Raw genomic sequence first — 12,617 nt, 5'->3', positions numbered from 1 at the left:
ATGACCTCGGTCTATGACTTTGCCGCCCGCGCCATCGACGGCACGGAGGTGTCGCTTGACCGTTATCGCGGTCAGGCGCTGTTGATCGTCAACACCGCGTCCAAATGCGGCTTCACCGGCCAGTACGAGGGTCTGGAGACGCTGCACCGGGACTTCGCCGGCCAGCCGTTCGAGGTTCTGGGCTTTCCGTGCAACCAGTTCGGCAATCAGGAGCCCGGCCGGGCGGCGGAGATCGCCGCCTTTTGCGCCACCAGCTTCGACGTGACCTTTCCCCTGTTCGACAAGGTGGAGGTCAACGGCCCGAACCGGCATCCGCTCTACGCCTGGCTGACCCGAGAGAAGCGCGGCTTCCTGGGCTCCCAGGCCATCAAGTGGAACTTCACCAAATTCCTGACCGACCGCGAGGGCAGGGTGGTCGCCCGCTACGCCCCGCAGACAGAACCCGAGGCCATAAAGGCCGACATCGAGAAGTTGATCTGATCATGGCCCAAGAATTCGATCTCGTCGTCATCGGCTCGGGCCCCGGCGGCTATGTCGCGGCGATCCGCGCCAGCCAATTGGGCCAGAAGGTCGCCATCGTCGAGCGCGAGAATCTGGGCGGCATCTGTCTGAACTGGGGCTGTATTCCGACCAAGGCCCTGCTGAAGTCGGGCGAGAAGTTCGAGAGCGACTTCGACGCCATCATCCAGCGCTCGCGCGGCGTCGCGGCGACGATGAACAAGGGCGTCGCCTTCCTGATGAAGAAGAACAAGATCGAGGTGATCGAAGGCTCGGCCAAGCTGGAAAAGGGCGGCGCGGCGCCCAAGGTGGTCATCGCGCTGAAGGCCGGCGGTTCGCGCACCGTCGAGGCCAAGTCGGTGATGCTGGCGGTGGGCGCCCGCGCGCGATCCTTGCCTCAGATCGGCCTGGAGGCCGACGGGGACAAGATCTGGGCCTATCGCGACGCCCTGGCGCCGAAGACGCTGCCCAAGTCCTTCGTGGTCATCGGCTCGGGCGCCATCGGCATCGAGTTCGCCAGCTTCTATCGCGCCCTGGGCGCCGAGGTGACGGTCGTCGAGGCGGTCGAGGGCATCATGCCGGTCGAGGACGAGGAGGTCTCCAAGGCCGCGCAGAAGGCGTTCGAGAAGCGCGGCATCAAGTTCAAGGTCGGCGCCAAGGTGACGAAGGTCGCAAAGAACGCGAACGGCGTGAAGGTCGATGTCGAGATCGGCGGCAAGGCCGAGACGCTGGAGGCCGAGGTCTGCATCTCGGCCGTGGGCATCACCGCCAACACCGACGGCATCGGCCTGGAGGCGCTGGGCGTCGAACTGGACCGCGGCCACATCAAGACCGACGGCCACTGCCAGACCAACGTCAAGGGCCTGTTCGCCATCGGCGACTGCGCCGGCGCGCCCTGGCTGGCGCACAAGGCCAGCCATGAAGGCATCCACGCCGCAGAGTACATCGCCGGCTACAAGAGCCCGAACGTCCATTCGCCCATCGCCGGCTGCACCTACGCCCAGCCGCAGGTCGCCTCGGTCGGCGTGACCGAACAGGCGGCCCGCGAAGCCAAGCGCGACGTCAAGATCGGCCGCTTCCCGTTCCGGGTGAACGGCAAGGCGGTGGCGGCGGGCGAGCCGGACGGCTTCGTCAAGGTGATCTTCGACGCCAAGACCGGCGCCCTGATCGGCGCCCACATGATGGGTCACGAAGTCACCGAAATGATCCAGGGCTTCGTCACGGCCATCGCCATGGAGGCGACTGAGGAAGACATCCACGGCATCGTCTATCCGCACCCGACCATGTCGGAGGCCATGCACGAAGCGGCTCTGGACGCCTATGGGCGGGTGATCCACCTCTGATACGGGTCTGGCTGCGCTGTTGATCGGGCACGACAGCGGCGGAATGTCGCGCTAACCTCGCACTGTGGCGAGGAGGGCGTCGATGCGGTCGTTGTTGCGTGAGCGGGTGGAGGGCGAAGCCGCCCGCGTGGGCTTTGTCGAGCTGTTCTTCGACCTGGTCTTCGTCTTCGCCATCACCCAGGTCAGTCACGGTCTTCTGGCGCACCTGACGCCCCTGGGCGCGCTTCAGGCGGCCATGCTCCTCGCCGCAGTCTGGTGGGCCTGGATATTCACCTCGTGGATGACGAACTGGCTGGACCCCGAACGCGGGGCTGTTCAGGTCGCATTGTTTGTACTGATGGGCGTCGGGCTGGTGATGTCGGCGGCGCTGCCGCACGCCTTTCAGGAATACGGGCTCGTCTTCGCCCTGGCCTTCGTCGGCATTCAGGTCGGGCGTACGGCGTTCATGCTCTGGGCCATGCGCGAGGACGCCAGCTTGCGTCGCAACGCCCTGCGCATCCTGACCTGGTTGACGGCCTCAGGCGTATTGTGGATCGCGGGCGGCCTGGCCGAGCCGGAACGCCGGCTTTGGTTCTGGCTGGCCGCCCTGGCTGTCGAATATGCGTCGCCTGCCCTAAATTTCTTCGTCCCCGGCCTTGGCCGTTCTCGCACCGAGGACTGGAACATCGAGGGCGGCCACATGGCCGAGCGGGTGGGGCTGTTCTTCATCATCTGTCTGGGCGAGACCCTGTTGATCTCGGGCGCCACGTTCGGCGAGCTGGACTGGACGTCGGGCGAGGTATGGGCCGCCTTCGTATCGGCGGTCCTGTCCACCGTGGCCATGTGGCGTCTGTTCTTCAGCCAGGCGCACGAGTCCGCCTCTCACGCCATCATGCACGCATCTGATCCCGGACGGATCGCGCGCCGCGCCTATACCTATTCGCCGATTCTGGTGATCGCCGGGGTCATCGTGGTGGCGGTGAGCGACGAACTGGTCCTGGCCCATCCTGGCGGTCACGTTTCGACGGCGGCGGCGCTGACGCTGCTGGGCGGACCGATCCTGTTCCTGTGGGGGACGGCGGTGGCCAGTTGGGCGATCTGGCGCAAGGTGGCCTGGACGCGGCTGGTGGGTTGCGCCGTGCTGGCGGCAGGATGGTTCGCCCTGCCCTGGACCACGCCCCTGGCGCTCAGCATCGCCTCGACGGCGGTTCTGATGGCCGTCGGCATATGGGAGACTTGGCGGCTGCGCGGCGCGGCGGCGCCGGTCTGAACCGGTCAGTCCGCCTTTTCGACGAAGCTGTCGATCACCCGCTTTTCGCCGGCCTTTTCGAACTCGACCACCAGCTTGTTGCCCTCGATCACGCGCACGGTTCCGTAACCGAACTTCTGATGAAAGACGCGCTGGCCTTTTTGCCAGCCTGAACCGGATTTGGGATCGGCCGTGGCGACCAGGCGGCCATCGCCCTCGATGACGGCCTTGCGGGCCGGAATTCTGTTCGGCGTCTGGGCGGCGGTGAAACTCTGGGCGCGTTTCCAGCCGGGCGAGGAATAGCCGCTGCCGAAGGAGGGCGCGTCGTCCCAACGGCTCTTGGCCTCCTTCATGCCGGTCGAGGCGCCGTAATAGCCGGTGTCGGATTGGGGTTCGACGTGGGCGATGGGCAGTTCGTCGACGAAGCGGCTGGGCAGTTGCGACGTCCAGCGGCCGTAGACCAGACGATTGGCGGCGAAGGAAATCCGCGCGTCCTGTTTGGCCCGGGTGACGCCGACGTAGGCCAGGCGGCGTTCCTCCTCCAGGCCCTTCTCGCCCTTCTCGTCGATGCTGCGCTGCGAGGGGAAGACGCCTTCCTCCCAGCCGGGCAGGAAGACCAGCGGGAACTCCAGCCCCTTGGCGCCGTGCAGGGTCATGATCTGAACCGCCCCGTCGCCATTGGGATCGTCACCGGCGTTGCGCTCCAGGTCCATGACCAGGGAGACGTGCTCCAGATAGGCCTGAAGCGTCTCGAACTGCTGCATCGACTGGGTCAGTTCCTTCAGGTTCTCCAGCCGCGTCTGGCCCGAGGTTCTGTCGGCTTTCTGCATGTCGGTGTAACCGCTCTCCTCCAACACCGTCTCCATGACCTGCCAGTGGGGCATGTCTGCGGACAGGGCGCGCCAGCGGTCGATGTCGCGCACGAAGTTGGACAGGGCGGTGCGGGTGCGGGCCTGAAGCTCGTCGGTGTTGATCAGGCCGCGCACGGCGGTCAGGGCGGATATGTCGTGCTGGCGGGCGATCTGGAGAATTTTCTGAACGCTGGTCGCTCCGACGCCGCGCTTTGGCACGTTGACGATGCGTTCGAACGCCAGGTCGTCGTCCTCGGACAGGATCAGCCGTAGATAGGCGTGGGCGTCGCGGATCTCGGCGCGCTCGAAGAAGCGCGGCCCGCCGATGACGGCGTAGGGGATGGCCAGCATGACCAGCCGCTCCTCGAAGGCCCGCATCTGGAAGGAGGCGCGGACCAGAATGGCCATGTCCTTGTATTTCAGCCCCGGTTCGCCGGCGTGGGGGCGGCGGGCCGTCTCGATCTCGTCGGCGATCAGCCGGGCCTCGGCCTCGCCGTCCCAGACGCCGCGCACCCTGACCTTGTCGCCGCCGTCGTCCTCGGTCCACAGGGTCTTGCCCAGCCGGTCGCGGTTCGCGGCGATCAGGCCCGAGGCCGCGCCCAGGATGTGGCGGGTCGAGCGATAGTTTCGCTCCAGCTTGACGATCTTGGCGCCGGGGAAGTCGCGCTCGAAACGCAGGATGTTGTCCACTTCCGCGCCGCGCCAGCCATAGATCGACTGGTCGTCGTCGCCGACGCAGCAGACGTTGCCGGTGGAGGCGGTCAGCAGCCTCAGCCAAAGATACTGGGCGACGTTTGTGTCCTGATACTCGTCGACCAGGATGTAGCGGAAGCGGCGGCGGTACTCCTCGGCCAAGTCCGCGTGCTGCGACAGGATGGTGATGTTGTGCAGCAGAAGGTCGCCGAAGTCGCAGGCGTTCAGGCTGCGCAGCCGCGCCTGGTAGGCGGCGTACAGACCCTGGCCCTTGCCGTTGGCGAAGTCCTCGCCGGGGGGCAGCTTTTCGGGCGTCCAGCCTCGGTTCTTCCAATGGTCGATCAGGCTGTTGAGCGACTTGGGCGTCCAGCGTTTCGTGTCGATATTGGCGGCTTCCAGCAGCTGTTTCAGCACTCGTTCCTGGTCGTCCGCATCCAGGATGGCGAAGGTGGATTTCAGGCCGACCAGTTCGGCGTGGCGGCGCAGAATCTGGGCGGCGATGGAGTGGAAGGTGCCCAGCCAGCGAAGGCCCTCGGCCGACGGGCCGATCAGATGGGTGATCCGCTCGCGCATCTCGCGCGCGGCCTTGTTGGTGAAGGTGACGGCCAGCAGCTCCCACGGTTTGGCGCGTCCGGTCGCCAGGATGTGGGCCAGTCGAGTGGTCAGCACCCGCGTCTTGCCCGTTCCCGCGCCGGCCAGCACCAGGACCGGCCCCTCGGTCGTCTCCACGGCCTCGCGCTGTTCGGGGTTCAGCCCGGCCAGATAGTCGCGCGCTTGGGCCCCCTCGGGCGCGCGGGCGCGGGCGAGGTCGGAAATGCGGGGGGCGGGAAGATCGGTCACAGGCGAGGGACTATCCGTGGTTCAGAGGATGTCTGGCAGAATCGAGCGCGGAACATAAGGGGACCGCAAGGCAATGTCAGGGCCGACGCCGAAATGAAACGCGGAACCTGCCGGCTCGGCGGCCGGTTCCAGTCACGATGCAAGGCATGCCCCAGACCGACAGGACGGCGGACCGTCCACCGAAGCGCGGCCGTTCCGGCTGGATCGCTTTCGCCGTGGGCATGGGCGCGATGTTCGTGCTGCTGGCGATCTGGATCGTGTTGGTGGAGATGGACGGCGAACGCAGGTCGGACGCCTTCATCGCCCTGGAGACGCCGCAGGCGCAGGCGCCCGCGCAGTCTGATCGCTGCCGAGAAGGTACGGAGTCCGGCTGTCGGTGACGGTCGTCATCAGCCTAGGATGTAGGCCGACGAATCTCCAATCAGACCACCCGGCCGTTGTCCGCCACCCAGTCCAGCGCCAGCAGGCGACAGGCCGAGGCCAGGGGGCGCCGGCCGCGTCCGGCGTCGATTTCGGCCAGCAATCCGGCCTTGCTGAGATTCCGCTTCGCCGCGATCCGGTCCAGGACAGCCCAGAACTCCGGCTCCAGCGCCACCGATGTCGCATGGCCCGCCAAGGCGACCGAGCGTTTGGCCAGACCGTTCAACGCACGGACTTCAGCACGATCTCGGCCGAGGCGGGCGCGCCCTGGGTCAGGACGGCGTGGCGCGTGTCGGTGGTGAAGACCAGGGCGCCCGCCGGATCGCGTATCTCGGCGCGGACGGCGTAGGTATGACGTGGATCGATCTGGGCTGTGGGAAAGCCCAGCGTCACCGCATAGGGCGGGGCGCCCGCCAGGGTTTCGCTGCTTTCGGCCAGGACCCGGGCCTGGGCGTCCGCCAAGCTGACGTCCTCGACCCGAACGGTCAGCACATGGCCCGGCGGCAGCATGATCCGTTCGCGATATAGGGCGGTGACGGTCACGACCGTCGTGCCGGCCGTCACGGTCGGCGGCGTCTCTCCCGGCATGGCGCAAGCGGCCAGGACCAGGGCGGCGGGCGGAACGAAGGCGGCGTGTCGCATGGCGATCTCCTCTTTGGCGCCAGTGTGTCACACTTGGGCGCGAGACGTGAGAGGCGGGCCAAGGTTCGACGGTTCAGCCGTCGCCCTGCGGCCTATCCCGTTTCTTGCCGTCAAGCAGGCGGGCCTCGCGCGCCTGGTCCAGCCGGGCCGCCTGCTTATCGGCCCTGGTGCGGCCGTGAGCGAGGCGATTGGCGACGGCCTCGGCCTTGCGGTCCGCTTTCGACCGGGATTTCCGGGCGCGGTTCAGATTGACGATCTCGCCCATGGTCAGCGCTTCGGCGTGTCGGTGTGGGCCGGCGTGTCGGACGCGGTGGACGATGGCGCCGGCGCGAGGACGGCAGGCACCTGGGCTTCGTCGACGCGGGTCTGGGGGATGAAGGGCTGATCGGCCTGCTTGCGATCGAGGCGGGTCCAGGCGTCGGGCCCGCGTCCGCGCTGGCGACCCAGTTCGAACATGGCCGACATGGTTTCCTGGTCGAACTTCAGGCTGGAGGCCTCGACATTATCGGGAATGGCCGACAGCGACATGTCCAGGCCGTTGCGCTGGGCGAAGGCGGTGGTGATGGCCAGATGGGTGCGAAGCGAGGCCTTGCTCATGCTGTCGTAGGTGCGCGACAGGATGCCCGACAAACGCCCCGGCGTGACGCCGTCGTTGCGCCCGGTCTGGCCGTTGACGATGACGTAGAGCGCCCCGACGCGGCCTTCGTCCCTGGGCCGGGTCCACAGCATCAGATCTTCGGGAATGGCCAGGAACGGCGTGTTGACCCCGCCGTCCACGTGCATTTCCAGCACGACCTTGTCGTCGTCCTGAAGGCCCGCGATCAGGGCGGGCGGAAAGACGCCCGGGATGCTGGCCGAGGCGACCAGGACCTCCTTGAACAGTTCGCGCGCATTCTCGTCGCCCTGACTGGCCAACAGGCCCATGTCCCAGATGACGGTCTGTTCGCTGTCCAGGTTCGTCGTGGCGACCAGAAGGCGTCGGCCGTTGGCGTGTTCGCGCGCCACGGCGCGCAACAATTCGGGCGTTACATTGTCGTCGACCAGCTTGCGCAGAACCTGGGATGAGAACACGCTGGGGTTCAGGAAGGCGGCGAAGCTGCGCCAGCTCAGGATATTGTTGGCTCCGCCGCTGGTGTAGGCGTGGCGCAGTTCGTCGTCCCAGTCCGATCCTAGGAAGGCGAAGGGCGCGGCAAGGGCGCCGGTGCTGACGCCTGTGACCACGTCGAACGTCGGGCGATCGCCGCGCTCGCTCCAACCCGTCAGAAGCCCCGCGCCATACGCCCCGTTGGCCCCCCCGCCCGACAAGGCCAGGATGGTGGTCGGGTGATCGGGCCGAAGGCGCCCGGCGATCTCCTGGGTGAATTCTTGCAGGCGCGCGCTGTCGTTGCTTTGGATGCGGGGGTCCTGGGCCTTGATCAGCGTGCCGTCGGCGATCCTGAGCGGGCCGGTCGGCCGCTCCAGCGTGCCGCATGCGGTCAGCGCCAAGGCCATGACGATGCCGAAAAGCCCCGAACCGATTCGCCGCATTCGTTCAGTTCCATCCAGATGAACGCCCGTCACATACAGGCTCGCCGCAATGGCCGCCAGATCAAACGCGGAGTTCAAAGCGGCGCCGTTTGAAACCCGACGATGGGGCTCACGTTTTCAGGGACAGCGACAAACCGCATTGGAGACATCATGGTCGACGTATCGCTCATCAAGGAACATCTGGAAGTCGTCGGTTCGGACGGCGGCCATGTCGGTCGCGTCGATCACGTGCTGGGCGACCAGATCGAACTGGCCAAGCTGGATTTCGCCGGCGGGTTCAAGCACCACCTGATCCCGGTCAGCTGGGTCGCCAGCGTGGACGACAAACACGTTCACCTGAATCTGACCCAGGACGACGCCAAGGCCCGCTGGTCCGAGAAGCCCCACTAGCGTCTAGCCGGACAGCTTCAGAGGAAGAAAAAGCGCCGATGTCGATGGACGTCGGCGCTTTCGTCATATGGGCCAGGGCCGGAGGTCAGCCCGGTGCGATCATCTTTTCGGGACGCACCGCCTCGTCGAACTCGGCGTCGGTCAGATAGCCGCCGCCGACGGCTTCCTCGCGCAGGGTGGTGCCGTTCCTGTGCGCCGTCTTGGCGATCTTGGCGCAGAGGTCATAACCCAGCTTGCCGTTCAGCGCCGTGACCAGCATCAGGGAGTTGTTCAGCCCGCGCGCGATATTGTCCTCGCGCGCCTCGATGCCGACGACGCAGTTGTCGGTGAAGCTGATGGCCGCATCGGCGACCAGACGCACCGACTGCAGGAAGTTGTAGGCCATCACCGGGTTGTAGACGTTCAGTTCGAAATGCCCCTGCGAACCGGCGAAGGTCAGGGCGGCGTTGTTGCCGAACACCTGGACGCAGACCTGGGTCAGGGCCTCGCACTGGGTCGGATTGACCTTGCCCGGCATGATCGACGAGCCGGGCTCGTTCTCCGGCAGGGCCAGTTCGCCCAGGCCCGAACGCGGGCCGGAGCCCAGGAAGCGGATGTCGTTGGCGATCTTGAACAGCGAGGCGGCGACGGTGTTGATCGCGCCGTGGCTGAAGACCATGGCGTCGTGGGCGGCCAGGGCCTCGAACTTGTTCGGGGCCGTGGTGAAGGGCAGGCCGGTGATCTCGGCGATCTGGGCCGCGACCTTCTCTGCGAAGCCGATGGGGGCGTTCAGGCCGGTGCCGACGGCGGTGCCGCCCTGGGCCAGTTCCATCAGCTTGGGCAGGGTCTGTTCGATCCGCTCGATGCCGTTGGCCACCTGCTGAGCATAGCCGCCGAACTCCTGGCCCAGGGTGAGGGGCGTGGCGTCCTGGGTATGGGTGCGGCCGATCTTGATGATGTGGGCCCAGGCCTTGGACTTGGCGTCAAGGGCGGCGTGCAGATGCTTCAGCGCCGGGATCAGGTCGTTGACCACCTGCTCGGCGCAGGCGACGTGCATGGCCGTGGGATAGGTGTCGTTGGACGACTGGCTCATGTTGACGTGGTCGTTCGGGTGGACCGGCGTCTTGGAGCCCATCTCGCCGCCCAGGATCTCGATGGCGCGGTTCGAGATCACTTCGTTGGCGTTCATGTTCGACTGGGTCCCCGAGCCGGTCTGCCAGACGACCAGCGGGAAGTGGTCGTTCAGCTTGCCCTCGATGACCTCGTTGGCGGCCTTGATGATGGCGTCGGCCAGGACGGGGTCCAGCTTGCCCAGGTCGCGGTTGGTCTCTGCGGCCGCCCGTTTGACGATCCCCAGCGCTCGCACGACCGGCAGGGGCTGTTTCTCCCAGCCGATCTTGAAATTGCCCAGCGACCGCTGCGCCTGGGCGCCCCAGTAGCGATCGGCGGCGACCTCGATCGGGCCGAATGTGTCGGTTTCGGTGCGGACATTGCTCATAGGCGGAAATCTCGTCTGTCAAGCGTGGCGATGGGTTGCGCGGGGGTGTAGCACGGCATTCATGCAGGGCAAGAAGAGCGCGAACATCCCCCCATCAGCGGGCTTGGCGTGACCATCGGCTGGATCGGGACCGGAAAGGTCCGGGCGCGCGAGGACGGCGACGCCGTCGAGATCGTCATCGACGGCCTGACCACCCAGGCCAAATATTACAAGCCTCTGGTCTATGAGTTCATGCGCAAGGAGTGGCGCGGCGCGCGGCCGTCCTGGGGCGACCATGTCGTCGAAATCCGCATGGAACACGTCGGCGAACCGCCGTGGATGGACCTGGACAACCTGGCCAAGGCCCTCTTGGATTCGATCAAGGGCTATCTGTTCCACGACGACGCTCAGGTCGCCCGGCTGCTGGTGGAGCGACACGAAGGCGAGCGCGAGCGGATCGTGATCCGCTCCTATCCGCGCGACTGACGCCTATTTCTTGCGGAACTGATCCAGCGAAACGACCTTGGGGCCGTCCGATGCGGGCGAGGGATCCTGCGGCGTCTCGGGGTCTTCCTCCACCGGCGTCGTGACTTCGGGTTCCTCGAACTGCAGGAGGAACTGGACGCTGGGATCATAGAAGCGCGTCACGGCGGTATAGGGGATGACCAGGCTCTTGGGCATGCCGCCGAAGCGCAGCTTGACCGAAAAGCGATCGGCCTCGACGCGCAGGTCCTCATACTGGTGCTGCAGAACCACCGTCATCTCGTCCGGGTATTTCGCCAGGATGTCGGGCGCGACGCTGACCCCGGCGGCGCGGGTCTTGAAGGTGATGTAGAAATGGTGCGCCCCGGGCAGGCCTTCGGCCAAAACCCGTTCAAGCGCCGCGCGCAGGACCCCGCGAAGAGCCTCGTGCGCGAGCCGCTCGTACTGCATCTCATCGACCGGAGGGGTCTGGTCGCTCATCGTCACCTCGCAACAGAGCGTGACTGATAGCGGCGCGGAGACGCGGACGAAAGATGTCATCACGGTAAAGCGCCGGGATTCTGTTGCCAGGCTCCCGACAGGCCCCGCCCAAGGATCTGAACCCCTAGGACTTAAGGTTCGAAATCACCCGAACCGCATTACGCGGCGAGAGCGACTTCTCCAGCGAAGTTATCGTTCGCAGTTAGAAAATGGCCCGATACGGTGGGCCAAGACGAGCGAAAGCAATCCTCTTTACACGTCCGTCGATGCTAGTCGGCCCCATGTCGCCTCCGCCGATAACGCGAGGAAGAAGATGGTGGAGCCGCCGGGAATCGCACCCGGGTCCGGTCCGCTTATTACAGGCGCGTTTATCGCCATAGTCCAGCCGAAACCGGACAGGCTCAATATAGAAATCCTGTCGGTAAAGGGCAAGCTACTGCTCGGGTGAGGTATCGCGTTGGATGTTTTGATCGAGCGCTTGAATGTCACGTTGAGCTGCGTCCCGACTTGCGCGGCGCTGCTCTGTCGTTCTGCACACTCTGACGGGCCGGTTGGAACCAACGACACGCTCTCTCCGACAAGTGACGTCAGGCGTCTGCGGGGTTTGAGACGAGGCGTCAGCACGGGTAGCTGAGGGTGGCGCGGGCATGGCGGACGGCGTCGAAGGGGGCGTTTCCTGAACGGAGGCCGTCACGACAAAAGCGAAATAAAGCGCACTGAGCATTGGTATCTCCATTGGGAATTGCGATTCGGTTGTCCACTGAGACATGAAATCAGTCCGAGGGGCGGAACAGTAAATATAAGGTGCGATTATCACGGCGCGTCTGCAATGCGCTTCCATTCCAGCGTCTGGTTGCGAAACCAGGTCGATTGCCGTTTGGCGTAGTTGCGGGTCGCCTGTTTCAGCGCGGCCGTCGCTGCTTCCCGCGAGATCCGACCTTTCAGGAAATCCGCCAGTTCGCGCACACCCACGGCCTTCATGGCCGGCAGCGACGAGGCAAGGCCTCGCGCCAGCAATCTTTCGACCTCGCTCAGGGCGCCTTCTTCCAGCATCTGGTCCACGCGTCGATCGCAGTTGTCATAGAGAATAGGACGTTCGGGCGCGATCAATACGCCTTTCCAAGTCTCGGGGGCCAGCAGCGGGCGGGTTTGCGCGCGCCAGGCGCTGAGCGGGCGGCCGCTGGCGGTCAGCACGCTCATGGCGCGGATCAGCCTTTGCCGGTCGCCGCGCTCAATCGCGGCCGCCGTATCGGGGTCGGCCTCGGCCAGACGGGCGCGGAAGGCGTTTTCCCCCCGCGTCTCATAGTCTCGCTCAACGGCCTCGCGCACCTCTAAGGAAACATCGGGAATGTCGGCCAGCCCCCGCGTCAGGGCCATGAAATAGAGGCCTGTGCCGCCAACGAGGACGGCGGGCCGGCCCTGGGCCCGGAGTTCGGCCAGCAGCTCCAGGACGGCCCGGCTCCATTTGCCGACGGACCAGGCCTCGGCCGCATCGACCACGCCATAGAGCCGATGATCGGCCATGGCCTCGTCTTCCGGCGAAGGCCGGGCGGTCAGGATTCGCAGGTCGGCATACAGTTGCTGGCTGTCGGCGTTGACGATCACCGCCCCGGTTTCGCGCGCCATTTTCAGGGCGAGGGCGGACTTGCCCGAGGCGGTCGGGCCGGCGAGCAGGGTGACTGATGGCGCTTTGGACAAATCGAGGCTCGCGGCGGGGCTGCGACGGCGATAGAACGCGCGCCTAGTCGCCTGCAAGCCTTCCGGGA

The 12,617-nt window shown here is 65.9% G+C and carries 14 protein-coding genes and 1 other RNA gene; 6 read left to right on the top strand and 9 right to left on the bottom strand.

Annotated features, from left to right (window positions below):
- From DI624_RS10820 to DI624_RS10810, 3 genes are all read left to right on the top strand, one after another.
- Positions 1-480 (top strand): glutathione peroxidase, encoded by a 480-nt coding sequence (locus DI624_RS10820; RefSeq protein WP_291538236.1) that lies wholly within the window; start codon positions 1-3, stop codon positions 478-480.
- Positions 481-482: 2 nt separating this feature from the next.
- Positions 483-1,841: a dihydrolipoyl dehydrogenase gene (gene lpdA / locus DI624_RS10815; protein WP_291538232.1), complete on the top strand. Its 1,359-nt coding sequence runs from the start codon at positions 483-485 to the stop codon at positions 1,839-1,841.
- Between the two features lie 82 nt (positions 1,842-1,923).
- On the top strand, positions 1,924-3,090 hold the full coding sequence (locus tag DI624_RS10810) for a low temperature requirement protein A (protein ID WP_291538230.1): 1,167 nt from the start codon (positions 1,924-1,926) through the stop codon (positions 3,088-3,090).
- 5 nt (positions 3,091-3,095) lie between these two features.
- On the opposite strand, the gene DI624_RS10805 is transcribed toward DI624_RS10810, so the two are convergent.
- Complete coding sequence (locus DI624_RS10805; protein ID WP_291538228.1) at positions 3,096-5,453, bottom strand: ATP-dependent helicase; 2,358 nt, start codon at positions 5,451-5,453, stop codon at positions 3,096-3,098.
- A 146-nt stretch (positions 5,454-5,599) separates the two neighbouring features.
- Between DI624_RS10805 and DI624_RS10800 the strand changes: the two genes are divergently transcribed.
- Positions 5,600-5,833 carry a hypothetical protein gene (locus DI624_RS10800; RefSeq protein ID WP_291538226.1) on the top strand — a complete coding sequence of 78 codons (234 nt, stop codon included), beginning with the start codon at positions 5,600-5,602 and terminating at the stop codon, positions 5,831-5,833.
- 41 nt (positions 5,834-5,874) lie between these two features.
- Here DI624_RS10800 and DI624_RS10795 read toward each other — a convergent pair whose 3' ends face one another.
- From DI624_RS10795 to DI624_RS10780, 4 genes are all read right to left on the bottom strand, one after another.
- Complete coding sequence (locus tag DI624_RS10795; protein ID WP_291538224.1) at positions 5,875-6,099, bottom strand: ribbon-helix-helix domain-containing protein; 225 nt, start codon at positions 6,097-6,099, stop codon at positions 5,875-5,877.
- Entirely contained in the window at positions 6,096-6,515 is a 420-nt protein-coding gene (locus DI624_RS10790) for a YbaY family lipoprotein (RefSeq protein ID WP_291538221.1), read from the bottom strand. Before DI624_RS10790 ends, DI624_RS10795 begins: the two co-directional genes overlap by 4 nt.
- A 73-nt stretch (positions 6,516-6,588) precedes the next feature.
- On the bottom strand, positions 6,589-6,780 hold the full coding sequence (locus DI624_RS10785; protein ID WP_291538219.1) for a DUF4169 family protein: 192 nt from the start codon (positions 6,778-6,780) through the stop codon (positions 6,589-6,591).
- Positions 6,781-6,782: 2 nt separating this feature from the next.
- Positions 6,783-8,120: a patatin-like phospholipase family protein gene (locus DI624_RS10780; protein WP_291538216.1), complete on the bottom strand. Its 1,338-nt coding sequence runs from the start codon at positions 8,118-8,120 to the stop codon at positions 6,783-6,785.
- 72 nt (positions 8,121-8,192) lie between these two features.
- Between DI624_RS10780 and DI624_RS10775 the strand changes: the two genes are divergently transcribed.
- Positions 8,193-8,432, top strand: a complete 240-nt coding sequence (locus DI624_RS10775; RefSeq protein ID WP_291538213.1) for a DUF2171 domain-containing protein — start codon at positions 8,193-8,195, stop codon at positions 8,430-8,432.
- Between the two features lie 85 nt (positions 8,433-8,517).
- On the opposite strand, the gene fumC is transcribed toward DI624_RS10775, so the two are convergent.
- Positions 8,518-9,909 (bottom strand): class II fumarate hydratase, encoded by a 1,392-nt coding sequence (gene fumC / locus DI624_RS10770; RefSeq protein WP_291538211.1) that lies wholly within the window; start codon positions 9,907-9,909, stop codon positions 8,518-8,520.
- Between the two features lie 93 nt (positions 9,910-10,002).
- Here fumC and DI624_RS10765 point away from each other — a divergent pair, with 93 nt between their 5' ends.
- Positions 10,003-10,374, top strand: coding sequence for a RusA family crossover junction endodeoxyribonuclease (locus DI624_RS10765; protein WP_291538343.1), 372 nt, complete (start codon positions 10,003-10,005; stop codon positions 10,372-10,374).
- Positions 10,375-10,377: 3 nt separating this feature from the next.
- Here the strand turns inward: DI624_RS10765 and DI624_RS10760 are convergent, their stop codons facing one another.
- The 3 genes from DI624_RS10760 to miaA all read right to left on the bottom strand — a co-directional run bounded on the left by DI624_RS10760 (position 10,378) and on the right by miaA (position 12,549).
- The gene (locus DI624_RS10760) at positions 10,378-10,851 is read right to left on the bottom strand and encodes an SspB family protein (protein ID WP_291538209.1); all 474 of its coding nucleotides are present in this window, start codon (positions 10,849-10,851) and stop codon (positions 10,378-10,380) included.
- 68 nt (positions 10,852-10,919) lie between these two features.
- Positions 10,920-11,287: a transfer-messenger RNA gene (gene ssrA, locus DI624_RS10755) on the bottom strand.
- Between the two features lie 377 nt (positions 11,288-11,664).
- Positions 11,665-12,549 carry a tRNA (adenosine(37)-N6)-dimethylallyltransferase MiaA gene (gene miaA / locus DI624_RS10750; protein WP_291538207.1) on the bottom strand — a complete coding sequence of 295 codons (885 nt, stop codon included), beginning with the start codon at positions 12,547-12,549 and terminating at the stop codon, positions 11,665-11,667.
- Positions 12,550-12,617: the final 68 nt, after the last annotated feature.

The organism is Brevundimonas sp. (genome assembly GCF_003248455.1).
In the GTDB taxonomy this organism is placed as follows: domain Bacteria; phylum Pseudomonadota; class Alphaproteobacteria; order Caulobacterales; family Caulobacteraceae; genus Brevundimonas.
The sequence above is the reverse complement of the archived record's forward strand: the minus strand, read 5'-3'. Positions and strand labels throughout refer to the sequence as shown.

Excerpts from the sequence above, each read along its gene's own strand:
- DI624_RS10820 (WP_291538236.1), top strand. The coding sequence starts at position 1 with ATGACCTCGGTCTATGACTTTGCCGCCCGCGCCATCGACGGCACGGAG.
- lpdA (WP_291538232.1), top strand. The coding sequence starts at position 483 with ATGGCCCAAGAATTCGATCTCGTCGTCATCGGCTCGGGCCCCGGCGGC.
- DI624_RS10810 (WP_291538230.1), top strand. The coding sequence starts at position 1,924 with ATGCGGTCGTTGTTGCGTGAGCGGGTGGAGGGCGAAGCCGCCCGCGTG.
- DI624_RS10800 (WP_291538226.1), top strand. The coding sequence starts at position 5,600 with ATGCCCCAGACCGACAGGACGGCGGACCGTCCACCGAAGCGCGGCCGT.
- DI624_RS10790 (WP_291538221.1), bottom strand. The coding sequence starts at position 6,515 with ATGCGACACGCCGCCTTCGTTCCGCCCGCCGCCCTGGTCCTGGCCGCT.
- DI624_RS10785 (WP_291538219.1), bottom strand. The coding sequence starts at position 6,780 with ATGGGCGAGATCGTCAATCTGAACCGCGCCCGGAAATCCCGGTCGAAA.
- DI624_RS10775 (WP_291538213.1), top strand. The coding sequence starts at position 8,193 with ATGGTCGACGTATCGCTCATCAAGGAACATCTGGAAGTCGTCGGTTCG.
- fumC (WP_291538211.1), bottom strand. The coding sequence starts at position 9,909 with ATGAGCAATGTCCGCACCGAAACCGACACATTCGGCCCGATCGAGGTC.
- DI624_RS10760 (WP_291538209.1), bottom strand. The coding sequence starts at position 10,851 with ATGAGCGACCAGACCCCTCCGGTCGATGAGATGCAGTACGAGCGGCTC.